The following is a 22,930-nucleotide window of genomic DNA, read 5'->3' on the forward strand; positions in this document are numbered from 1 at the left end:
TCTATTATACCATAAAAAACATCCGACTTGCGACCTATTTTTAAAAAAATTTAACTTTTTTAGCGATTTCCGTACTTTTCCCTTGACAAAATCAATTTATAGCCAACTTTTAAATTTTTTGATATAGATTCGTTTCACTACTGTAACACTGATCATATAGAGAACGATTATCAAGAGCAAAAAAAGGAAATAAATTGGTTTCAAAGGGATTAAACGAAGGAGGCCAGCGATTGAAGAATAGGGAAGGAAGGTCACAAAACTGGCTGCTAGCAAGGTTGTTCCAAGAACAAACCATGATGGACGACTTTGCAAGAAAGGAAGCTTTGCTGAACGAAGCATATGGATAACCATGGTTTGGGACCACATGGATTCAATGAACCAACCTGTCTGGAACAAGATGATAAAGCCCGTTGCGGACTCTGCTCCGTGGACATAGGCTTGACCTGTCGCCATTGGAACAATGATAAAATAGAGCAAGATAAAGGTCAAAATATCGAAGGCAGAAGAAATTGGCCCCATCCAAATCATAAAACGAGTAATGGACTGAGCCTCCCACTTATGAGGCTTCTTCAAGAAGTCTTCATCCACATTATCAAATGGCAAGGCAACACAAGAAAGGTCATAGACAAGATTCAAAACAATTAAGTGAATGGGGGCCATGGGAAGGAAAGGCAAAAAGATACCAGATACTAAGAGTGAAAGAATATTCCCGAAATTAGAGCTGACCGTCATCTTGATATATTTGGTCATATTAGCATAGACTTTGCGACCTTCAACCAGACCTTTTTCAAGCACCATCAAATCTTTATCTAGTAAAATGACATCAGCTGTTTCTTTGGCAATATCCACTGCTGTATCAACAGAAATCCCCACATCTGCTACTTTCATAGAAGGGGCATCATTGATCCCATCTCCCATATAGCCGACACAATGTCCGTTGGATTTGATTTGTAAGATGATTCGTGCTTTTTGATCAGGAGAGAGTTTGGCAAAGACGGTCACCTTCTCGACTGCTTGGGCCAACTCTTTGTCCGACATGGCATCAATATCAGAACCCAACAAGATTTGATCAACGTCTAAACCAACTTTTTCACATACTGCTTGGGTTACCTTCTCATTGTCCCCAGTCAAGATCTTGGTTTGAACACCGTGCTCTAACAAAGCTTGAATAGCAGGTGCTGCTGATGGTTTTGGTGGGTCTAGGAAAGCAAGATATCCTGTTAGAATCATCTCCTTTTCATCTTCAACGGAGTAAGCAAAACCTTCTTTTAGGCCTGTTTTATAGGCGACTCCCAAGACTCGCAATCCCTGTTGATTAAGTTGGTCCACTTCTTTTAAGATTTCCACTCGGATATCATCCGTCAAAGAACTAATCTGACCTTGATATTCCACCTGGGTTGAAATCGCAAGCATTTCCTCTAGGGCACCCTTGGTTACCAAACTAACAACTTCGTTTTCATCCTTGACGATAACACTCATCCGTCTGCGTTCAAAATCAAAGGGCAATTCATCTATTTTTTGGAAGCTAGTATCCAAACTTTGTAAAATAGCGTGTTCTTTAGCTTCTTTTTCAGTTCTACTGATAATGGCACGGTCCATCAAGTTTTTCAAACCCGTTTGAAAATAGGAATTGAGATAGGCACGTCTCAACACAGACAAATCCAAATCTCCATGTATATCCAAAGGATATTCAAGGACAATTTCGTCTTGGGTAAGGGTTCCGGTTTTATCCGTGCATAGGATATCAATAGCACCTAGGTCCTGTATGGCATTGAGTTTTTTGATGACGACTTTTTCCTTAGCCATGATAATGGAGCCTTTTGCTAGACTGGCCGTGATGATCATAGGAAGCATCTCAGGTGTAAGCCCGACTCCTACGCTCAAAGCAAATACGCCAGCTTCTAACCAATCTCCATCTGTCAAGCCATTAGAGAGAAACACGATGGGAACCATGACTAACATCAAACGGATTAAGAGCCAAGAGATGCTGTTCATCTCCCGCTCAAAAGAGGTCGGTTCGTCATAGGTATTGAGGGTCTGCTCGATTTCTCCCATCATGGTGTCATCACCGACTGCTAGAATCAAAGCCTTAGCACTTCCTGATATCACGTTGGTTCCCATAAAGGCGAGCGCTTCTGCTTCTAGCAGACTATCAAAATTTGACTGACTCATTTTAGATAAGGCCAGTTTTTCAACCGAATCACTTTCACCTGTCAAACCAGACTGTTGGACAAAGAAATCACGTGATTCAATTAAAATGAGGTCTGCTGGAATCATATCCCCAGCACTTAATTTGACTATATCTCCAACGACCAAATCTTCAATTGCGACCTCTAAACTCTGGCCTTCGCGAATCACCGTGGCTGTGTTCACAATCATTTTTGATAGATTGGTCGCAGCCTTGTCACTCCGTAATTCTTGAACAAAGCGTATGCCACCAGAGATTAGAACGAGAACGACGATGATGATAGAGGTCGTCGGATCTTCTTGTCCAGGCTTTGCCAACCAGACATTGGTCACCATGGAAATCATAGCGATGACCAGCAGGATGATTGTAAATGGATTGATAATAGATTCGTAAATTTTTTTGAGAATACTGTCTTCTTGACCTTTGGTGATGGTGTTTTCGCCATAGAGGTCACGATTTTTCTCCACCTGCTCCTCAGTTAAGCCTGTTAGACTTGTCTTATAAAAAGATAGAGTTTCGTTTAAAGGTGTGTGAATAGCTGCTGCTAATCTTTCTTTTGTAGTTTTCATTGGTTTCTCCTATCTGTATGAATGATGTGTTTCATACACAGAGACCAATCACTTTATAAGGGCAGAACGACACAAATCAGCGATTGGCTGTGTATGTGCGGTTCTGGATGATCGTCAATTTGCATCGTCTGTCTCCTTTCCTTGTTCTAAAACAGTAGAAAATCCCACCATAAAATGGCAGGATTAAAAAACTAATTATCTGTTTTTTCGTTCAAGCTTTAACTCCATAGGGCAATGAAATGAGCTTAGTCTTGGCCTTCGCGACCAGGACTGTTGACCAACGAGTAGTGTCTCCACTGCTTTGCGGTAGTCATCCGTATCCCTATGGTAGCCTCACCTACCGTTTTCGTCTATCAGTATAAACCTTTAAAATATAAAAGTCAACGATTTATCTTAATTTTCTTAAATAACAATTAATTCTTTTGGAGCTAGAGTCAACAATTCGCAACCTGTCTCCGTAATCAAGATATCATCCTCAATACGAACACCGTATTTGCCTTCGATATAGATACCAGGCTCGTCTGTCAAGACCATACCAGATTTAATGACTTCTTTCGAAGTTTGGCTAAAGTAAGGTTCTTCGTGGATGTCCAGTCCGATACCGTGTCCGATACCATGTGTAAAGTAGTCGCCATAGCCTGCATCGATAATAATATCACGAGGGATTTTGTCAAAGTCACGGAAACCTAAGCCAGCCTTGGCTTGATCAATCAGAGCTTGGTTGGCTTTCAGAACCGTATTGTAAATCTCTGCCTGCTCGTCACTGACATGACCGAGGTAGATGGTCCGTGTCATATCACTGACATAGTGGTCGTAGAGGCAGCCGAAGTCCATGGTAATGGCTTCTCCAACTTCAACTGGTTTGTGCATTGGATGAGCATGAGGTTTAGAAGAGTTGATGCCACTCGCTAGAATGGTATCAAAGGACAAGCCGGATGATCCCAATTCACGCATACGGAAGTCAAGGAAGTTGGCAATTTCGATCTCAGTTTTTCCAGGTTTGATAAAGTCAAGCGCATCGCGAAAAGCTTGGTCTGAGATAGAACAAGCCTTGCGAATAGTCGCAATCTCTTTCTCATCTTTAATCATACGAAGCGCTTCAACAAACTGAGTCTGCGGAAGTAAATCAATTCCTGCAAAAGCTGCCTGCATACGGTGGTAATAAGAGACCGAAATCTCGTCTTCAAAACCGATGCGAGACAAGCCCATATCCTTGACAATGCCTGCAATGACAGCCAATTCATCACGGTCAGCCACAATCTCAAAACCTGTCACTTCTTGCTTGGCCGCAATGATATAGCGAGAATCCGTTACCAAGACCTGGCGGTCACGACTGATGAAAACTGTTCCGTTTGAACCCCAAAAACCAGTCAAATAATAGACATTTTTAAGGTTGTTGATGATGATGCCATCCAGTTCTTTTTCTTGCATTTTAGCTAGAAATGCTTGTACGCGTTTATTCATGATGTAACTTTCCTTTCAAATAGTGTCCTGTGTAGCTGGCTTCATTGGCCGCTACTTCTTCTGGAGTTCCTGTTGCGATGATGGTTCCACCACCGACACCGCCCTCAGGTCCCAAGTCGATGATATGGTCTGCCGTCTTAATAACATCCAGATTGTGCTCGATGACGAGGACTGTATTGCCATCGTCTACAAAGCGAGCCAAGACTTTAAGCAAGCGAGCGATGTCCTCAGTATGAAGTCCTGTCGTCGGCTCATCCAGAATATAGAAGGACTTACCTGTCGAGCGTTTGTGGAGTTCACTAGCCAGCTTCATACGCTGAGCTTCTCCCCCAGAAAGGGTCGTAGCTGGTTGTCCTAGCGTTACATATCCTAGCCCCACATCCTTGATGGTCTGAAGTTTGCGTTGGATTTTTGGAATATGCTGGAAAAATTCCACCGCATCGTTAACCGTCATATCCAAGACTTGCGAGATATTCTTTTCCTTGTAGTGAACTTCTAGGGTTTCACTGTTGTAGCGGGTGCCATGGCAAACTTCACAAGCCACATAAACATCTGGCAAGAAGTGCATCTCAATCTTGATAATCCCGTCACCTGAGCAGGCTTCACAACGACCACCCTTGACGTTGAAACTGAAACGGCCCTTCTTGTAGCCTCGAATCTTGGCCTCGTTTGTCTGGGCGAAGAGGTCCCGAATGTCATCAAAAACTCCCGTATAGGTAGCTGGATTGGACCTCGGCGTCCGTCCGATCGGACTCTGGTCAATATCAATCAGACGATCAACATGCTCAATCCCCGTAATCGTTTTAAACTTACCAGGTTTGTCTGAATTGCGGTTGAGCTTTTGGGCAATGGCTTTTTTGAGAATGCTGTTAATCAAAGTAGATTTCCCAGAACCTGATACACCAGTCACAGCGATAAATTTTCCTAACGGGAAGCGGGCAGTAACATTTTGTAGGTTATTTTCACGCGCTCCTGTCACCTCGATAAAACGACCATTTCCGACACGACGTTCTTCTGGTACTGGAATGGCACGTTTACCTGACAAGTACTGGCCTGTGATAGACTTACTGTTGCGAGCCACCTGTTTGGGCGTACCTGCAGCGACGATCTCTCCACCAAAAACACCGGCACCGGGACCAACGTCAATCAGATAATCTGCCTCACGCATGGTGTCCTCATCGTGTTCCACCACGATAAGGGTATTACCCAAGTCACGCATTTTTTTCAGACTGGCAATCAGTCGATCATTGTCCCTCTGGTGGAGCCCAATCGACGGCTCATCTAGAATATAAAGGACTCCTGAGAGGTTGGAACCAATCTGGGTAGCCAAGCGAATACGCTGGCTCTCCCCTCCTGAAAGGGTTCCTGCCGAACGAGATAGGGTCAGATAATTGAGTCCAACGTTATTGAGGAAAGTCAAGCGATCCTTGATTTCCTTGAGAATAGGGCGGGCTATAATAGCTTCGTTTTCAGAAAGGGTCAACTGACTGACTAATTCCAAGTGGTCTGCGATAGACAGGTCTGAAATCTCTCCGATATGGGGACCTTGCTCGCCACCCACACGGACAGACAAAGCCTGATCATTGAGACGGTAGCCATGGCAAGTGCCGCAGGTCAGTTCATTCATATAGAGACGCATTTGAGTGCGAGTGTAATCACTGTTAGTCTCATGGTAGCGACGTTTGATATTAGTGACAACTCCCTCAAAAGGAATGTCGATATCCCGCACACCACCAAATTCATTTTCATAGTGGAAATGGAATTCCTTGCCGTCAGACCCGTAAAGAATCAAGTTCTTCTCTTCTTCTGACAAGTCTTCAAAAGGCTTATCCATATCCACACCAAAGGCTGTCATGGCTTGTTCCAGCATATTTGGATAATAGTTAGAAGAGATAGGATTCCAAGGCGCTAATGCTCCCTCACGAAGAGTCTTGCTAGCATCTGGTACTACTAAGTCCGTATCAACTTCCAGTTTGATCCCCAAACCATCACATTCGCCACAAGAGCCAAAAGGCGCATTGAAAGAGAAGAGTCGAGGCTCCAACTCTGGTACGGTAAAACCACAAACTGGGCAGGCATAATGCTCAGAGAAAAGTAACTCAGAGTCGTCCATAGTATCGATAATCACATAGCCTTCTGCGATACGAAGGGCAGCCTCAATGGAGTCAAATAGACGGCTACGAATGCCCTCCTTTATGACAATACGGTCAACCACGACATCGATATTGTGTTGCTTACTCTTAGACAGCTCAGGCACTTCGGTCACATCATAGACTTCCCCATCCACTCGGACGCGGACATAGCCGTCTTTCTGAACCTTTTCAATGACACTCTTATGTTGCCCTTTTTTCTTACGTATGACAGGAGCTAAAATTTGCAGACGCTGGCGTTCGGGCAACTCCAGGACCTTATCAACGATTTGCTCTACAGAAGAGGCCTTGATTGCCCCATGCCCGTTAATACAGTAAGGCGTCCCCACACGTGCGTAAAGGAGACGCAGATAATCATTAATTTCAGTCGTTGTTCCAACGGTCGAGCGTGGGTTTTTACTAGTGGTTTTCTGGTCGATGGAAATAGCTGGGCTAAGACCGTCAATGGCATCCACATCTGGTTTTTCCATGTTGCCCAAAAACTGACGAGCATAGGCTGATAGACTCTCTACATAGCGACGTTGGCCCTCAGCATAGAGGGTATCAAAGGCCAGACTGGATTTCCCAGAACCTGACAAACCAGTCACAACAACCAGCTTGTCTCTTGGAATCTCCACATCAATATTTTTTAAGTTATGGGCACGTGCCCCATGAATCACAATTTTATCTTGCATCTTTGTTCTTTCTAGTCCATTATTGCTTTCCATTATACCAAAAAATGTGAAATTCTATTACCCAAAAAGCCGATTTTATAGTATAATAGTACGGTGCAAAAAATGAATCACTGAATAGTAGGAAAGGACAGGGGATATGAAACAAGTTTTTCTCTCAACAACAACTGAATTTAAAGAGATCGACACGCTTGAACCGGGTACTTGGATCAACCTCGTCAATCCTACACAAAATGAATCATTGGAAATCGCCAACGCCTTCGACATTGACATTGCCGACCTTCGAGCACCACTTGATGCGGAAGAAATGTCCCGTATTACCATCGAAGATGAGTACACTTTGATCATTGTAGACGTTCCTATCACAGAGGAAAGAAACAATCGCACCTACTACGTAACGATTCCGCTGGGGATTATCATCACCGAGGAAACCATTATCACTACCTGCTTGGAATCCCTCCCTGTTCTTGATGTCTTTATCAACCGTAGACTGCGTAACTTTTACACCTTCATGCGTTCGCGCTTTATCTTCCAGATCCTCTACCGCAACGCTGAGCTTTACCTAACAGCCCTTCGTTCGATTGACCGTAAGAGCGAACAAATCGAAAGTCAACTTCACAAATCTACTCGAAACGAAGAACTGATCGAGCTCATGGAATTGGAAAAGACCATCGTCTATTTCAAGGCCTCACTTAAGACAAATGAGCGCGTGATTAAGAAATTGACCAGCGCAACTAGCAATATCAAGAAATACCTAGAGGACCAAGACCTGCTCGAAGACACCCTGATTGAAACTCAACAGGCCATCGAGATGGCAGATATCTATGGAAATGTCCTTCACTCTATGACAGAGACCTTTGCCTCTATCATTTCCAACAACCAGAACAACATCATGAAAACCTTGGCACTCGTGACCATTGTCATGTCTGTCCCAACCATGATCTTCTCAGCCTATGGGATGAACTTCAAGGATAATGAAATCCCCTTGAACGGTGAGCCACACGCCTTCTGGTTAATCGTCTTTATCGCCTTTGCTATGAGTGTTTCACTCACTCTCTATCTCATCCATAAAAAATGGTTCTAAGAGGAATCCCTATGTCTCAGATTGATCTACAAAAATTAACTAAGAAAAACCAAGAGTTTATCCATATTGCTACCCAGCAATTTATCAAAGATGGCAAAACAGATGCTGAAATCAAGGCTGTCTTTGAGGAAGTCATTCCTAAAATCCTTGAAGAGCAAGCCAAAGGAACGACAGCTCGTTCCCTCTACGGCGCTCCAACTCACTGGGCTCATAGCTTCACTGTCAAAGAGCAATATGAAAAAGAACATCCAAAAGAAAATGATGATCCAAAACTCATGATTATGGACTCAGCCCTTTTTATCACCAGTCTCTTTGCACTGGTTAGCGCTCTGACCAACTTCTTCTCTACAGATCAGGCCATTGGCTATGGTTTAATTACCCTCTTGTTGGTTGGACTTGTAGGAGGAGTGGCCTTCTACTTGATGTACTACTTTGTCTACCAGTATTATGGACCCGATATGGAGCGTAGCCAGCGTCCTCCTTTCTGGAAATCTGTGCTCGTTATCCTGGCTTCTATGGTCCTTTGGTTAGCCGTTTTCTTTGGAACTAGTTTCCTACCAGCAGCTCTCAATCCAATCCTTGCTCCACTGCCTTTGGCTATCCTAGGAGCAGCCCTTCTCGCCCTTCGCTTCTATCTCAAGAAACGTTTCAACATCCGAAGTGCAAGCGCGGGCCCATCACGTTATTAAGAAAAGTGAAAAGCTATGGCATATAGTCAATCTTTAGCTCAGCAGATTCGAAAAATCCTAGCACTCAAACTTCCTCCCCAAATTTTCGAAGAAGAGTTAGAAGAAAAGAAATTGTTTGGTGGCCTGGCCTTTATGATTCGTGGGAAAATGGTCCTTACAGTCAGTTCCAGAAAGGACGAGCTGGTTATGGTGAGAATTGGCAAAGAAATGGAAAAGCAAGTTCTACCCCGAACAGGAGCTCATACTACATTGATGAGAGGGCGACCTTATCATGGCTATGTAGACCTAGATATAGAAGGTCAAAAAGAACTTCCTTACTGGATTGATTTAGCCCTCTCCTATAATCAAGAGTTGACCAAGTAACTCATATCTAGCGAGATTAGAAAAACGAAAAGCAACTGCATAGGCGGTTGCTTTTTCACTTGCTTTCTTGAGATTCAATAGCACTTCTGATTTTCATTCTTATAGTTTTCTCTCATCTTTTGTGATAAAATAGGCTCAATCTATTTCTAGGAGGATGAGTTATGGTTTCTACTATTGGTATCGTTAGTTTGTCTAGTGGTGTTATCGGAGAGGATTTTGTCAAACACGAAGTGGACTTGGGTATCCAACGTCTCAAGGATTTGGGACTCAATCCTATCTTTTTGCCTCATTCGCAAAAAGGATTAGACTTTATCAAGGATCATCCTGAGGCGCGTGCAGAGGATTTGATGCAGGCCTTTTCGGATGATAGCATCGACATGATCCTCTGCGCCATTGGTGGAGACGATACCTATCGCTTGCTACCTTATCTTTTTGAAAATGACCAACTACAAAAGGTTATCAAACCAAAGATTTTTCTTGGTTTCTCGGATACAACTATGAACCACCTTATGTTACACAAACTAGGGATCAAGACTTTTTATGGGCAATCCTTTTTAGCAGATATTTGTGAATTGGACGAGGAGATGTTGCCCTATAGCCTCCACTACTTTAAAGAATTGATTGAGACTGGAAAAATCTCAGAAATCCGCCCTAGCGACGTTTGGTATGAGGAACGGACTGATTTTAGTCCCAAGGCTCTGGGAACAGCTCGTATCAGTCATGTAAATACAGGTTTTGACTTGTTACAAGGAAATGCTCAGTTTGAGGGAGAAATTCTCGGTGGGTGTCTCGAGTCCCTCTATGATATCTTTGACAATTCTCTATACGCAGATAGCACGGAGCTCTGCAAAAAGTACAAACTCTTTCCTGATTTATCCGACTGGGAAGGAAAAATCCTCTTGCTAGAAACAAGCCAAGAAAAGCCTAAGCCAGAAGACTTCAAAAAAATGTTGCGGACTTTAAAGGACACTGGCATATTCGAAGTCATAAGCGGACTCTTGGTCGGAAAGCCAATGGATGAAACCTTCTATGACGACTATAAGGAAGCACTATTGGATATCATTGATAACAATATCCCGATTGTCTATAATCTGAATGTCGGCCACGCAACTCCAAGAGCCATTGTGCCCTTTGGCGTCTATGCTTATGTGGATGCAAAAGAGCAAGTCATTCGCTTTGACTACAACAAAAATAAACAATTTCTCCATTTTTGTGCTTTTGTATTGATTTTTGCTAATTTCTATGATATCTTTTTGAAGGAGGTAAATATGACTAAACAAAAAATAAATCAAATTGTCGGTTCAATCGGGGCCTTTATCGGGATTATTGTATTTATCGCCTATATCCCACAAATTTTTGCCAATTTACAAGGCAACAAAGCTCAACCATTCCAGCCTTTATCCGCAGCAGTATCTTGTTTAATTTGGGTTATTTACGGATGGACAAAAGAACCTAAGAAGGATTGGATACTAATTATTCCAAATTCAGCTGGCGTTGTCTTAGGTGGACTGACATTTCTCACTGCACTATAAAAATTACTAGCATATAATCAAAAAGCTGAGATAAATTTCTCAGCTTTTTTCTATATTCTCAGATAGTTAGACGCTTGGACTCACTAACTTCCGCTTTTCCACTCGCAATCATTCTCGTGGTCGTCAATCAGACCTGCTGCTTGTAGAAAAGCTAAAACGGCGACTGGACCTGTGAACTTGAATCCTCGTTTTTTGAGATCTTGAGATAACTTTTCAGACAAGACTGTTTTAGCAGGTGCTAGGTGATAGTCAGGAACATCATTCACGATCGTTTTTCCCTCAACAAAAGACCAGAGATAGGTATCAAAGGAACCGTAGGTTTTCTGGATTTGTAAAAATGCTTGGGCGTTGGCGCGCGTCGCAAAAATCTTGGCTCTATTTCGGATGATGGCTGGATTATCTAACAGGGCTTCCAACTCCCCATCTGTCATTTCTGCGACCACTTGAATTTGATAGCCATGAAATACTTCTCGGAAAGCTTGGCGTTTGTTTAGTACCGTTTCCCAAGACAGACCAGCCTGATAAGTCTCCATACAGAGCAGTTCAAAAAGAGCGCGGTCGTCATGAAGGGGTTGGCCCCACTCCTGGTCATGGTAGGCGATGTAGAGAGGATTGGTCATCTTGACCCACGAACAACGTTTTGTCATATTATTCTCCTATTTTACCAACATCTTAAGAGCTGACTTGATATAGTTCTCGGCTGTATCTGTCGTTCCTTCAAAGAATTTCTTGATTTTCTTAAGCTCGGTCGCCTTGTATCCCAGTGCCAACATGGCTTCCATAGCTTCTTCCAATTCTTGGTTTTCAGCACTCGCTTGTACTGCGACTTTGGCAGGAAGGTCATCACTAGCCACGACTACCTTGCCTTCCAAGTCCAGCACCATCTGCTGGGCTGTTTTCTTGCCAATTTTAGGGAATTTGGTCAAGTAGGTGATGTTCTTGGTCTCAATCGCCTGAACCAAGCCAGCATTGTCATCGGCAGCGATAATAGCAAGAGCTGATACAGGACCAATCCCAGAGACCGAGATCAGACTAAGAAAGAGCTTCTTCTCGTCTTCTGAGTGGAAACCGTAAAGCAGATGGGCGTCCTCACGAACAACTTGATGCACATAAATTTGAGTTTCTTGATTGACCTGATCTGAGTAAGCATAGGGATTGGCTACATGCAAGATATAACCGATACCATTTGCCTCAAGAACGATATATTTAGCAGTGATTTTGGTAATGATTCCTTTTAGATATTCGTACATAGTTTTTCTCCATTATTTTGCCTATCTAGTATACCATATTTCCCCAAGACAGACTGCAACAAAAGGTGCAACCTCTAGTTGACAAATAGTACAGGAGATTGTATTCTCATTATAAGTAAAAATTGTTAGGATAGAGATAGAAAAAGGAGGATAGAATGATGAAACTCGCAGAAAAACTATTTGAGCTCAGAAAGGAAAAAGGTTGGTCCCAGGAAAAGCTAGCAGAACAAATCAATGTTTCTCGGCAAAGCATCTCAAAATGGGAGTCTGGACAAGTTCTTCCTGAAATCGAAAAAATCATTGAATTAAGCAAGATTTTTCAAGTGACAACTGACTATCTACTACTAGATGAAAACTCTGAAAAAGGTTCCACAGCAGTGATCTTGGAGGAAGACAAGGACAAATACTATAAAGAGGTTAAATCTTTTGGCCTCTGGCAAGTGATTTATATTTTCGTCTCGGCTCTGGCTATCTATCTCTTTTTAGCTGGTTCTAGTTTCCCAGCTGAATTCACTGCCTGGATTTGGCTGACCTTCGTTCTCTTGATTGCTTCAGTGATTGCTATCAACAAGGCTCTCAAAACCAAACAACGTTATCTTGATAAAGTGATTGGTCTTGAGAATCCTTCAGACAAAGACAACTCTACAAAATATTGAATCACCTAATTTAGTTTTCGCAATATTTTTATAGGACTATTCTTGTCAAGCAAGTGTAAACCTTGTGTCAAGTTGCCCATGTCCAATCAAAGTACCACCTTAGAAAAGCTAAAAAGCCTTGTTCAAAAGGAACAAAGGCTTTTTGTGTTCTTAATATTTCCCCAACTCACGAAGACTGGTATGATTTTCCTGAATACGTCGGAACATCTTTTCCATATCCGACTTGGTGAAATGCACCAAAACAGGACGTCCGTGGGGGCAGTTATAGGGGTTATCACATTGAGAAAGCTGATAAAGGAGCTGTCTGGCTGAATGGTCATCGATACGATGGTTGGCCTTGATCGACCGCTTGCAGGACATCATAATGGCCAGCTCTGCTCGGTATTTCTTGATAGAAACTTCCTTGGTCAAGAGGAGCATGTCGCACATCTCATAGATACCTGATTCGATTTCTTCCTCTGCCATCCAAATAGGATGTTCCCGTAGGATAAATTGATTTTCTCCGTACTCTGCTAGAAAGACGCCCACTTCCTCTAAGAGAGGCATTCTTTCCCTGAGACGAAGGGCATCATCTGCAGGAAATTCAAAGATGTAAGGTACTAGGAGTTGTTGCTGACTCTGGTCAACATTGCCAATACTTTCACGATACTCCTCGTACTTAACCCGCTCTTGAGCAGCATGCTGGTCAATGATATAGAGTCCATCTCGCCCTTGTGCAAAGAGATAGGTCCCATGCATTTGTCCGAAAAATTCTAGTTCTGGGAAACTTGATGATTCTTCTCGTTCCAGCTTATCATAGGCCTTATCAAGACTAGCAAGATCCAACTCTGGATGGTCTAGTTGGTCATAGCTAGCTGGTTTTCTCTCTGCAAAATGCAGTTTTGCGGGCTTGGTTAGCTGGTCCAAGGTTTCCTTGGCAAACAGGGTTAGGTCCCTACCTTCCTCAGTTAATTCAACCTGATGATCAGCCACCTCAGCTTGACTGGGTTTTGAGAGTTCTGTTTTTTCATAGTAGAGCGTATTTTCTTTGAGTGGGAGAATGGTCTGCTCTACCTTTTGACGATTGCGCACGGTAGACTTGGCAAGATTTTCCAAGGCATCAGGGATCAGGGCTTGTTCCTTGAGACTATTTGAAATAGCTTCTGAAACTAGCGCCATCAGTTCTTTTTCCTTAGAAATTCGTACTTCTTGCTTGGTCGGATGCACATTGACATCCGCTAGATAAGGGTCGATATGGATATGAATGACAGCCAGTGGAAAACGTCCCACCATGAGCTTGCTACCATAACCATCAAGAATAGCACGATTGAGCAAGAAATTCTTGATATAACGCCCGTTGATGAAGAGGCTGATATAGTTGCGGTTGGCTCTGGTCAACTCAGGCAAGGACACAAAACCTGAAATTTCGAAATCTAAGTCAGAGTTTCCAATAGCAATCATCTTCTTAGCACTCGCCAAACCGTAAATCCCTGCAATGGCTTGGCGCAGCTGACCAGTTCCTGCTGTCCGTGTCATTTCCTTGCCATCACTAATCAAACTAAAAGAAATCTCAGGATGAGCAAGGCCCAGACGGTTGACAATATCGATGATATGAGACAACTCCGCTTGCTGGCTCTTCATATACTTGAGACGGGCAGGTGTATTGAAAAAGAGGTCCGCCACACAAACCTTGGTCCCCACAGGACTTGTCGCTGGGATAATTTCTTCGACTTCTCCCCCACGCGCAACGAGCTTGGTCCCATGACTCGCACCATCCACCGCTGTCAACAGAGTCAAGGTACTGACAGAAGCAATAGAAGGCAGGGCTTCACCTCGAAAACCGAGCGTCCGAATCCGAAAGAGGTCTGCTTGATTTTTTATCTTACTGGTTGCATGACGACGCAGGGCCAATTCCACCTCATCGTGGGCAATTCCATGACCATTATCGGTGATTTGAATTTTCTTGAGACCAGCTTCCTCAATCTCAATGATAATCTGGCTAGAACCCGCGTCAATGGCATTTTCTACCAACTCTTTGACTACACTGGCAGGACGCTCAATGACCTCTCCAGCCGCGATCTGGTTTGCCAGCACCTCTGGCAATTCAATAATATGAGACATCTTTCAGCCCCTTTCTGTATCTATTTTCCTAGAAATTGATTAGTGCTATTATACCATATTTCAGATACTATCAGAAAAAGCAAATACCACATAGACTCCAAATCCCGCCACATAGGCAAAAGCTCTTGCCATGGGCCCTAAAATAGTGTTTAATAAGGGTGTACAAGAAGTGATCACAACTTTGTATGAAAAACAAGGAGAGAAGTTTATGAAAGTAGAACTACAGATTAATGAGACTTACAAGGAGGAAAAGCTGATTGTCCAAGCACCTCAGCCGACCGAAAAAGTCCAGAAAGTCATCGAGTTCGCAGAAAATCTTGACCAAAAAGAAACAATCAAAGGAAAGATTGAAGATCAGGTCTATCTAGTTGAAATTGGCAAGATTCAGCGCTTCTATATCGAGAATCGGAAGGTTCTAGCAGAAACTGCATCTCAGACCTACAGCATTGATTTGCGACTCTATCAAGTGCTTGAAATTCTACCGACCACTTTTATCCAAATTTCCCAATCTGAAATCGTCAATATCAACTCCATCTCTCATCTCAAACTAACCCCCAACGGCCTGATCGAAATCTGTCTTAAAAACGAAAGATTCACCTACTCTTCACGCCGTTACCTAAAAACCATCAAGGAGAAATTAGAACTATGAAAAAACAAATCTTTCACGATGCAGCCGCTGGTGTTCTCATCGGCCTCATCCTCTCTATCCTCTTTTCACTCATTTATGCACCAAATACCTATGCCCCACTGAGCCCCGAGTCTCTGATTGGCCAAGCGATGGTTCAACATCAGGTTCACGGTGCCCTGGTCTTACTCTACTGCACGATTATCTGGTCAGCTATCGGCGTTCTCTTTAGCTTTGGCAGTCGCTTATTCAGCCGTGACTGGAGCCTTCTCCGTGAGACGCTTTCCCATTTCTTCCTCATGCTGGCTGGCTTTGTCCCACTAGCAACTCTGGCTGGTTGGTTCCCTTTCCACTGGACCTTCTATCTCCAGCTCATTCCAGAGTTTGCAATTGTCTACCTTATCATCTGGACTATCCTCTATAAAAGAGAAGCTAAAAAAGTGGACCACATCAATCAACTTTTGGCCCATAAAAAGTAATAGAGAAAAACCCACTCACAAAAATGTGAGTGGGCTCTTTTTATAACTTTTGTTTGAACTCAACTAATACATTCATAGCCTGCATAGGTGTCATATTGTAGACATCCAGTTTAGCTAATTCGGCTAGGATAGGATGTTCTTCAGGTGTATCAAAGAGAGAAATCTGTTCTGTGACAGCACTTGTTTGTCTCATCGGAGCTGGACTTTCTTGCCCCTGACTCTCCAGTTGCGTTAAAATTTTATCCGCTCTTGCTAAAAGTTCTGCTGGCAAACCAGCAATCTTAGCAACATGGATACCGTAGGATTTGTCAGCTGGTCCTGGTTCGATCTTGTGAAGGAAGGTGACCTGCCCATCCTGCTCCAAGGTTGCCACGTGGACATTGACCAAGTGTTCCAAACTGGACTCCAGACTGGTCAACTCATGATAGTGGGTCGCAAAGAGGGTCTTGGCTCCGATATGCTCATGGATGTATTCGATGATGGACTGAGCCAGAGCCATCCCGTCATAAGTTGCAGTTCCCCGTCCCAATTCATCGAAGAGAATCAAGGAATTCTTGGTCGCATGCGAAATGGCATTGTTGGCCTCCATCATCTCCACCATAAAGGTTGATTGACCTGAAACCAAGTCATCTGCTGCTCCGATACGGGTAAAGATAGCATCAAAAATAGGCAAATGAGCGCTCTCAGCTGGTACATAAGAACCCAGCTGGGCCATAACCGCTGTCATGGCTAACTGACGCATATAGGTAGACTTCCCGCTCATGTTGGGTCCTGTAATCAGTTGAATGCTGGTATCTTCTGCCATCTGGATACTATTTGGAATGTAGGTCTGAGCTCCCATGACCTTTTCGACGACAGCATGGCGCCCTTTTTGGATATCTATTTGTGAATCCTCTCCAAACTCAGGTCTGATCAAATGCTGGGTTTCAGCCACAACTGCCAGACTTTGCAAGACATCAACCGTTGCAATTCCTTGGGCTAGAGCCTGCAAACGCTGGATGTACTTGCTGACTTCTTCACGGATGCGCATAAAGATTTCATATTCTAGGTTGGCTGACTTCTCACGCGCCTCCAACATATCTCCCTCTATACGCGCCAACTCCTCGGTACCGAAGCGTTCCGAGTTTTTCAGCGTCGCCTTTCGGAAAAAGTGGGCAGGTACATTCCCCAGCTGCGAATTGGTCACATGGAAATAGTAACCGTCCTTTTTATTGTAGTCAATCTTAAGCGTGCTGATGCCTGAGTTTTCTCGCTCCTTAGCCTCAATCTCAGCAATCCAGCTAGTCCCTTCTCTGAGCACACGACGGTATTTATCCAAGGTCTCATCAAATCCCGTACGGATAATGCCACCTTCCGTAATCACGTGAGGAGCTTCGGGGGCAATCGCTGCGCTAATCAAATTCTCCAACTCAGGAATAGCATCCAACTGTTCGATGAGATAGGCTAGAGCAGGTTGCTCCATTGCCTCTAAAATTGCTCGAATCCGTGGTACACTGGATAGGGTGGTCGCTAATTGCAAGAGATCCTTGGGATTGGTCTTGCCAAAAGAAACCCGACTAGCCAAGCGTTCGATATCATAAACACCCTTGAGGCTATCTGTTAAATCACTGCGCTCAAAGAAGTGGTCAAGAAAGACCTGCACCACCTCTTGACGTTGGACAATTCGCTCCTTATCAATCAAAGGACGATGGATCCAAGAACGCAAAAGCCGCATACCCATAGCTGTTTTGGTTTCATCCAAAAGCCAGAAAAGACTGCCTTGCTTTTTGCCTGAACGAGCATTCTCAACCAAATCCAGACTAGCCTTGGTCGCATAGTCCATTTGCAAGAAATCTTTGATTTCATAGCGAATAACTGGTTTGAGGTGATTCAATTCCCGCATCTGGGTCCGATGAACATACTGGAGCAGCTTACTAGCTGCCGTTTGCTCCACAGCTGCCAAACGTGAATCCAATAAATGGACATCCTCAAAGACTTCCTTTTCATAGGAAAGTACCAGATTCATCTGACGGCTGAGGATTTGTTCTTCTTCCTCAGACAAGTCATAACCCAGCACCACTTCACGAGCCTTGAGATTGCGAATTTCCCCACAAACCAACGTGAAATCCAATAGCCCCGTCACATAGAAATCACCCGTCACCAGATCCATATAAGCCAGGCCAAATTGATTGCCATCACGATCTATGGCAACCAAGAAATTGTTCTGACTATCGGGCTTACTACTATCAACTACTGTACCGGGGGTGATGACCTGAACCACCTCTCGCTTGACAACCCCAACCGCTTGTTTGGGATCCTCCATCTGCTCGGCAATAGCCACCTTATAGCCCTGCTCAATCAAAACATCGATATACTGCTGGGCAGAATGATAGGGAACACCAGCCATGGGTATCGGATTTTCTGCATTTTTATTACGACTGGTCAGTGAAATCTCTAAAATCTGCGCCGCATTGACCGCATCCTCATAAAACAATTCATAAAAATCACCCATTCGAAACAGCAAAAAAGCATCTGGATATTGCTTTTTAATATCCACATACTGCTGCATACCAGGTGATAGTTTTTCTGTCGTCATATTGACTCTCTCCTTGTCAAAAATAAGGCTTGAGAACAAGTCCCAAAACCCTATCTATCTCTCATCAAATCTAGCAAACGCTCTTCCATAACCTTAGCAACTTGCTGGTCTCGACAAATAACCAGTAAGGTATTGGCTCCCGCAACTGTTCCTAAAATCGCCTCGTCCTTATTTTCATCAACAATATTTGCTAAGACAGCCGCTTCTCCCAGCTTGGTATGAAGTACCAAAGTAAACTCTGCTCTCGCAACCCCTTCTAGATGATGCGACAAAAATTCTACCAAATCAATCTTTTCTGTTTCATTCGCTAGCACATAATATACCATACCATTTTTCTTAACCTTGATCAAGCCGATCTCGCGCAGGTCGCGAGACAAGGTCGTTTGCGTCACAAAGACATTCCGAACTTCTAGGCGATCTTGGATATCCTTTTGTGTAGCTAGTTTTTCCTCAGTGATCATCTTTTTAATCAATTGGTGCCGTTCTTTTTTTCTCATATCAACCTCTTACATGAATATTTATAACCGATTTCGGGTTTATTTTTAGATATAATTATACCAAAAAAACTGAATAATTCAAAAAAATCTTTCTTCTTTCACTAAATTTATGATAAAATAGAATAAAAGTCCAAAAGGAGCCTACTTATGAGCACAAAAAAACTGATTGCTAGTGAATTGGCTAGCGTCATCGATAGCCTAGATCAAGAGGCTATTTTAAATTTACTAGAACAACCAAAAAACTCTGACATGGGAGATATCGCTTTTCCTGCTTTCTCACTTGCAAAAGTCGAACGCAAAGCCCCCCAAATGATTGCTGCTGAAATCGCTGAAAAAATCAACAGCCAAGCCTTTGAAAAAGTTGTTGCAACTGGCCCTTACGTCAACTTCTTCCTTGATAAATCTGCCATTTCTGGAGCAGTTATCAAAGAGATCATCGAAAAAGGATCTGACTACGCTCAACAAACTGAAGGCAAAGAGCAAAATATCACGATTGACCTATCAAGTCCAAACATCGCAAAACCTTTCTCAGTAGGTCACTTACGTTCAACTGTTATCGGAGATGCTCTTTCTAATATCTTTAAGAAAATGGGCTACAACACTATTAAAATCAACCACCTTGGAGACTGGGGTAAACAGTTTGGTCTTCTCATGGTTGCTTATAAAAAATGGGGAAGTAAGGAAGCCGTAGAAGCTAATCCAATTGACGAATTGTTAAAATTGTACGTTCGCATCAATGCTGAAATCGAAAATGACCCAGCTCTTGATGATGAAGGACGTCTCTGGTTTAAAAAATTGGAAGATGGCGATCCAGAAGCAACTCAACTTTGGCAATGGTTCCGTGACGAAAGTTTGGTTGAGTTCAACCGCATCTACAAACTGTTGAACGTTGAATTTGACAGCTTGAACGGTGAAGCCTTCTACAATGACAAGATGGACGAAGCCGTGCAAATCCTTGAAGAAAAAGGTTTGCTAGAAGAATCACGCGGAGCTAGCATTGTCAACCTCGATGATGTTGAACTTCCACCCGCTATGATTAAGAAATCTGACGGTGCAACTCTCTACATCACACGTGACATTGCAACAGCTATCTACCGTGCACGTACTTACAATTTTGTTAAAAATGTCTACGCAGTTGGTCAAGAGCAGTCTAACCACTTTAAACAGTTAAAAGCCGTCTTGAAAAAAATGGGATTTGACTGGAGCGATGATATGATTCACGTAGACTTCGGTTTGGTAACCAAAAATCGTCAAAAGCTCTCTACTCGTAAAGGAAATATCATCCTGCTCGAACCTACCCTTCAGGAAGCTATCAGCCGTGCCAAAGCACAAATCGAAGCGAAAAATCCTGACCTCGAAAACAAGGAACAGGTTGCCCAAGCTGTCGGAGTGGGAGCTGTTAAATTCTACGACCTCAAGACTGACCGCCGAAATGGTTACGACTTTGACCTCGAAGCTATGGTTTCCTTTGAAGGAGAAACTGGTCCATACATCCAATACGCTTACGCTCGTATTCAGTCTCTACTTAGAAAAGCAGACTTCCAACCAAATGCTCAAGCAAATTACAGTCTAAATGATGCTGAAAGCTGGGAAATCATCAAACTTCTCCAAGACTTTGCCCGTGTCATCAAACGCGCATCTGTCAACTATGATCCATCGCTCATTGCCAAGTATGCAATCAGCTTGGCTCAAGCCTTCAATAAATACTATGCCCACACTCGTATCCTGGATGAAAGTCCAGAGCGTGACAGCCGTCTAGCCCTCAGCTACGCAACAGCTGTTGTTCTCAAAGAAGCCCTTCGTTTGCTTGGAGTAGAAGCACCAGAGAAGATGTAAATCGCCAAAGTTACTTGATTGCAAAGCAATCTAAGTAACTAACACCAAATCCTATAAGGGATTTGGCTAGGCGCTTCACTAGTTCTGGGACATAAATATTATCGATTTATGTCCCAGAACGTCGTAACCAGTACGAACTGCCTAAACGCTTCACTATTATCTCGAAACAAATAATATCGATTTGTTTCGAGATAGGTCGTAATCTTTTAAATCACTTGATTGCAAAACAATCTAAGTAACTAACGCCAAATCCTATACGGACTTTGAGTTGGTGCTTTACTAGTCTTCATTAAAAATTGGACGGACGTTTCAGTTAAAGGTCCAGACCGTCTGACTTAATCTATCAGATACCTGTTCTGTTCGTCTAGTGACTTAGTTGAAAAGCGAAAATTTCTTTCGCTTTTCTTATGTCATCAACTTTTTTATCAAATCAGGAGAGATTTTATGAGCCAGTACGCTTATATCTTAGTTCTTATCAGTCTTGTCGTTCTTTTTCTCATCAATAAATACGAAAAAGAAAAACTTCAACAACTCCTTCAGGAACAGCTTTTGAAAGACGAAGCTTTCAAAACAGACATACGCGAAAGGATCCAAACAACGGAAAATATCAATGATGTCATAGCCTACATCAATAAAGGGTATCGTTTGGGACTCCTGCTTTCTAAGGAAATCACTGAGCAACTGAAATAAGGGAATCCGAGAAGCTTTCTTCTCGGATTTTTTACTCTTATCAATCCCATTTCCTTGTGATAATCATATCTTTCATATGATTTTTTCTGAAATTTTCTAAATTTTTCAAAAATTCTCTTGCATTTTTCATAAGTTTCTTGTAGAATAGAACTTATCTATTCAGATTATTCTGAAAATTCAAAAACGGGAGGTTTTTATGTCACAAGTTACTTCATCACACCAATCTACCTGGACAAGCAAGCTGAAAGCAATGGGACCCGGGATCCTAATGGCTTCCGCTGCAGTCGGAGGTTCTCACATCGTATCCTCCACTCAAGCCGGTGGTTCTTATGGATGGTCTCTGCTTCTCTTGGTCATCTTAGCCAATGTTTTTAAATATCCATTTTTCCGTTTTGGTGCTGAATACACAGCAGATACTGGAAAGACCTTGGTCGAAGGCTATGCAGAAAAAGGAAAACTCTATCTCTGGATTTTCTTTATCCTCAATGTCTTTTCTGCCTTGGTCAATACTGCCGGTGTTGCCATCCTTTGTTCAGCTATCATCGCTAGCGCCTTTCCAATGATTGGTCTTAGCATCACTCAATGGTCTCTTATCCTTGTTGCTGTCATTTGGGCCATGCTGCTCTTTGGTGGCTACAAACTATTGGATGGTATGGCAAAATGGATCATGTCTGCCTTGACTATTGCAACTGTTCTTGCCGTCATCATTGCTGCCGTTAAGCACCCAGAATACAGCTCTGATTTTATCGAGAAAACACCTTGGCAAATGGCAGCCCTCCCCTTTATCGTTTCCCTTCTAGGCTGGATGCCTGCCCCTATTGAAATTTCAGCTATCAACTCACTTTGGTCAGCCGAAAAGAAAAAGACCGTCAACTTTAATACAGAGGATGCTCTTTTCGACTTTAACGTTGGTTACATTGGAACTGCTATCCTAGCTGTATTCTTTGTGGCACTAGGAGCACTCATTCAGTATCCTACAGGTCAAGCAGTTGAAGCTGCTTCTGCCAAATACATCTCGCAATTTGTGGGCATGTATGCCTCTGTCCTTGGCGAATGGTCTCGATATTTGATTACCTTCATCGCTTTCCTCTGTATCTTTGGGACAGTGATTACTGTCATCGATGGCTATTCACGTGTCAATCAGGCCTCCCTTCAACTCTTGGCAAATCAAAAAGAGGATAATCGTAAATCTTTGAACATCTGGATGACCATCACAGCTATCATTGGTATCGTCATCATCAAGTTCTTTGCCGGTCAAGTTTCAACCATGCTCCGCTTTGCCATGATTGGATCTTTTCTTACAACACCATTCTTTGCCCTTTTGAACTATGTCTTGGTCGCAGGTGAAAATAAAAATCTTCCTTCTTGGTTGAAACTCCTCGCCATTGCAGGATTGATCTTCCTCTTTGGATTTGCCATCTTCTTTATCTATGCACTTGCCATCGGAAAAGCAGGCTAGTTCACAAAGTAGCACCCTCGTCTGGGTGCTTTTTTCTGCATTCAAAAGGCAGT

General features: G+C 43.0%; 18 protein-coding genes, 1 pseudogene and 1 riboswitch. Of the genes and pseudogenes, 11 read left to right on the forward strand and 8 right to left on the reverse strand.

Annotated features, from left to right (window positions below):
* Window positions 1-96: 96 nt before the first annotated feature.
* From mgtA to uvrA, 3 genes are all read right to left on the reverse strand, one after another.
* Window positions 97-2,757, reverse strand: coding sequence for a magnesium-translocating P-type ATPase (mgtA, locus tag HMPREF9965_RS10785; RefSeq protein WP_000858844.1), 2,661 nt, complete (start codon window positions 2,755-2,757; stop codon window positions 97-99).
* A 195-nt stretch (window positions 2,758-2,952) separates the two neighbouring features.
* Window positions 2,953-3,104: riboswitch (M-box (ykoK) riboswitch) on the reverse strand.
* Between the two features lie 55 nt (window positions 3,105-3,159).
* Window positions 3,160-4,221, reverse strand: coding sequence for a M24 family metallopeptidase (locus HMPREF9965_RS10790; RefSeq protein ID WP_001042869.1), 1,062 nt, complete (start codon window positions 4,219-4,221; stop codon window positions 3,160-3,162).
* A complete protein-coding gene (uvrA, locus tag HMPREF9965_RS10795; RefSeq protein ID WP_001152864.1) occupies window positions 4,214-7,045 on the reverse strand; it encodes an excinuclease ABC subunit UvrA in 2,832 nt (943 codons plus the stop codon). Before uvrA ends, HMPREF9965_RS10790 begins: the two co-directional genes overlap by 8 nt.
* A 136-nt stretch (window positions 7,046-7,181) precedes the next feature.
* Between uvrA and HMPREF9965_RS10800 the strand changes: the two genes are divergently transcribed.
* The 5 genes and pseudogenes from HMPREF9965_RS10800 (at window position 7,182) to HMPREF9965_RS13415 (ending at window position 10,710) form a co-directional block, all read left to right on the forward strand.
* A complete protein-coding gene (locus HMPREF9965_RS10800) occupies window positions 7,182-8,126 on the forward strand; it encodes a magnesium transporter CorA family protein (protein WP_000815621.1) in 945 nt (314 codons plus the stop codon).
* 11 nt (window positions 8,127-8,137) lie between these two features.
* The gene (locus HMPREF9965_RS10805; RefSeq protein ID WP_000077992.1) at window positions 8,138-8,815 is read left to right on the forward strand and encodes a DUF1129 domain-containing protein; all 678 of its coding nucleotides are present in this window, start codon (window positions 8,138-8,140) and stop codon (window positions 8,813-8,815) included.
* A 15-nt stretch (window positions 8,816-8,830) separates the two neighbouring features.
* On the forward strand, window positions 8,831-9,178 hold the full coding sequence (locus HMPREF9965_RS10810; protein ID WP_000331826.1) for a TfoX/Sxy family protein: 348 nt from the start codon (window positions 8,831-8,833) through the stop codon (window positions 9,176-9,178).
* A gap of 161 nt (window positions 9,179-9,339) precedes the next feature.
* Window positions 9,340-10,368, forward strand: a pseudogene (locus tag HMPREF9965_RS0102645) (S66 family peptidase); the annotation flags it as partial.
* Between the two features lie 78 nt (window positions 10,369-10,446).
* Window positions 10,447-10,710 carry a SemiSWEET family transporter gene (locus HMPREF9965_RS13415; RefSeq protein WP_000166112.1) on the forward strand — a complete coding sequence of 88 codons (264 nt, stop codon included), beginning with the start codon at window positions 10,447-10,449 and terminating at the stop codon, window positions 10,708-10,710.
* 83 nt (window positions 10,711-10,793) lie between these two features.
* On the opposite strand, the gene HMPREF9965_RS10815 is transcribed toward HMPREF9965_RS13415, so the two are convergent.
* The gene (locus HMPREF9965_RS10815) at window positions 10,794-11,357 is read right to left on the reverse strand and encodes a DNA-3-methyladenine glycosylase I (protein WP_000166607.1); all 564 of its coding nucleotides are present in this window, start codon (window positions 11,355-11,357) and stop codon (window positions 10,794-10,796) included.
* A gap of 9 nt (window positions 11,358-11,366) precedes the next feature.
* Complete coding sequence (ruvA, locus tag HMPREF9965_RS10820; RefSeq protein WP_000273404.1) at window positions 11,367-11,960, reverse strand: Holliday junction branch migration protein RuvA; 594 nt, start codon at window positions 11,958-11,960, stop codon at window positions 11,367-11,369.
* A gap of 158 nt (window positions 11,961-12,118) precedes the next feature.
* Here ruvA and HMPREF9965_RS10825 point away from each other — a divergent pair, with 158 nt between their 5' ends.
* Window positions 12,119-12,616, forward strand: coding sequence for a helix-turn-helix domain-containing protein (locus HMPREF9965_RS10825; RefSeq protein WP_025170868.1), 498 nt, complete (start codon window positions 12,119-12,121; stop codon window positions 12,614-12,616).
* A 150-nt stretch (window positions 12,617-12,766) separates the two neighbouring features.
* On the opposite strand, the gene mutL is transcribed toward HMPREF9965_RS10825, so the two are convergent.
* Window positions 12,767-14,716 carry a DNA mismatch repair endonuclease MutL gene (gene mutL, locus HMPREF9965_RS10830; protein ID WP_000018182.1) on the reverse strand — a complete coding sequence of 650 codons (1,950 nt, stop codon included), beginning with the start codon at window positions 14,714-14,716 and terminating at the stop codon, window positions 12,767-12,769.
* A 208-nt stretch (window positions 14,717-14,924) separates the two neighbouring features.
* Here mutL and HMPREF9965_RS10835 point away from each other — a divergent pair, with 208 nt between their 5' ends.
* Window positions 14,925-15,365 (forward strand): LytTR family DNA-binding domain-containing protein, encoded by a 441-nt coding sequence (locus HMPREF9965_RS10835; protein WP_000861952.1) that lies wholly within the window; start codon window positions 14,925-14,927, stop codon window positions 15,363-15,365.
* Window positions 15,362-15,820, forward strand: a complete 459-nt coding sequence (locus HMPREF9965_RS10840) for a DUF3021 domain-containing protein (protein ID WP_000743971.1) — start codon at window positions 15,362-15,364, stop codon at window positions 15,818-15,820. Before HMPREF9965_RS10835 ends, HMPREF9965_RS10840 begins: the two co-directional genes overlap by 4 nt.
* Before the next feature lie 40 nt (window positions 15,821-15,860).
* On the opposite strand, the gene mutS is transcribed toward HMPREF9965_RS10840, so the two are convergent.
* Both mutS and argR read right to left on the reverse strand, forming a co-directional pair.
* Entirely contained in the window at window positions 15,861-18,395 is a 2,535-nt protein-coding gene (gene mutS, locus HMPREF9965_RS10845) for a DNA mismatch repair protein MutS (protein ID WP_000206073.1), read from the reverse strand.
* A gap of 50 nt (window positions 18,396-18,445) precedes the next feature.
* Window positions 18,446-18,892, reverse strand: a complete 447-nt coding sequence (gene argR / locus HMPREF9965_RS10850) for an arginine repressor (protein WP_001227367.1) — start codon at window positions 18,890-18,892, stop codon at window positions 18,446-18,448.
* A 147-nt stretch (window positions 18,893-19,039) separates the two neighbouring features.
* Between argR and argS the strand changes: the two genes are divergently transcribed.
* From argS to HMPREF9965_RS10865, 3 genes are all read left to right on the forward strand, one after another.
* Window positions 19,040-20,728 (forward strand): arginine--tRNA ligase, encoded by a 1,689-nt coding sequence (gene argS, locus HMPREF9965_RS10855; RefSeq protein ID WP_000104868.1) that lies wholly within the window; start codon window positions 19,040-19,042, stop codon window positions 20,726-20,728.
* 444 nt (window positions 20,729-21,172) lie between these two features.
* The gene (locus HMPREF9965_RS10860; RefSeq protein WP_000084852.1) at window positions 21,173-21,418 is read left to right on the forward strand and encodes a hypothetical protein; all 246 of its coding nucleotides are present in this window, start codon (window positions 21,173-21,175) and stop codon (window positions 21,416-21,418) included.
* A gap of 196 nt (window positions 21,419-21,614) precedes the next feature.
* Entirely contained in the window at window positions 21,615-22,877 is a 1,263-nt protein-coding gene (locus HMPREF9965_RS10865; RefSeq protein ID WP_000084742.1) for an NRAMP family divalent metal transporter, read from the forward strand.
* Window positions 22,878-22,930 lie beyond the last annotated feature (53 nt).

The organism is Streptococcus mitis bv. 2 str. SK95, assembly GCF_000222705.1.
Taxonomy (GTDB): Bacteria; Bacillota; Bacilli; order Lactobacillales; family Streptococcaceae; genus Streptococcus; species Streptococcus mitis_AY.

Coding starts and splice junctions, on each gene's coding strand:
- mgtA (WP_000858844.1), bottom strand. CDS start 2,757: ATGAAAACTACAAAAGAAAGATTAGCAGCAGCTATTCACACACCTTTA.
- HMPREF9965_RS10790 (WP_001042869.1), bottom strand. CDS start 4,221: ATGAATAAACGCGTACAAGCATTTCTAGCTAAAATGCAAGAAAAAGAA.
- uvrA (WP_001152864.1), bottom strand. CDS start 7,045: ATGCAAGATAAAATTGTGATTCATGGGGCACGTGCCCATAACTTAAAA.
- HMPREF9965_RS10800 (WP_000815621.1), top strand. CDS start 7,182: ATGAAACAAGTTTTTCTCTCAACAACAACTGAATTTAAAGAGATCGAC.
- HMPREF9965_RS10805 (WP_000077992.1), top strand. CDS start 8,138: ATGTCTCAGATTGATCTACAAAAATTAACTAAGAAAAACCAAGAGTTT.
- HMPREF9965_RS10810 (WP_000331826.1), top strand. CDS start 8,831: ATGGCATATAGTCAATCTTTAGCTCAGCAGATTCGAAAAATCCTAGCA.
- HMPREF9965_RS13415 (WP_000166112.1), top strand. CDS start 10,447: ATGACTAAACAAAAAATAAATCAAATTGTCGGTTCAATCGGGGCCTTT.
- HMPREF9965_RS10815 (WP_000166607.1), bottom strand. CDS start 11,357: ATGACAAAACGTTGTTCGTGGGTCAAGATGACCAATCCTCTCTACATC.
- ruvA (WP_000273404.1), bottom strand. CDS start 11,960: ATGTACGAATATCTAAAAGGAATCATTACCAAAATCACTGCTAAATAT.
- HMPREF9965_RS10825 (WP_025170868.1), top strand. CDS start 12,119: ATGAAACTCGCAGAAAAACTATTTGAGCTCAGAAAGGAAAAAGGTTGG.
- mutL (WP_000018182.1), bottom strand. CDS start 14,716: ATGTCTCATATTATTGAATTGCCAGAGGTGCTGGCAAACCAGATCGCG.
- HMPREF9965_RS10835 (WP_000861952.1), top strand. CDS start 14,925: ATGAAAGTAGAACTACAGATTAATGAGACTTACAAGGAGGAAAAGCTG.
- HMPREF9965_RS10840 (WP_000743971.1), top strand. CDS start 15,362: ATGAAAAAACAAATCTTTCACGATGCAGCCGCTGGTGTTCTCATCGGC.
- mutS (WP_000206073.1), bottom strand. CDS start 18,395: ATGACGACAGAAAAACTATCACCTGGTATGCAGCAGTATGTGGATATT.
- argR (WP_001227367.1), bottom strand. CDS start 18,892: ATGAGAAAAAAAGAACGGCACCAATTGATTAAAAAGATGATCACTGAG.
- argS (WP_000104868.1), top strand. CDS start 19,040: ATGAGCACAAAAAAACTGATTGCTAGTGAATTGGCTAGCGTCATCGAT.
- HMPREF9965_RS10860 (WP_000084852.1), top strand. CDS start 21,173: ATGAGCCAGTACGCTTATATCTTAGTTCTTATCAGTCTTGTCGTTCTT.
- HMPREF9965_RS10865 (WP_000084742.1), top strand. CDS start 21,615: ATGTCACAAGTTACTTCATCACACCAATCTACCTGGACAAGCAAGCTG.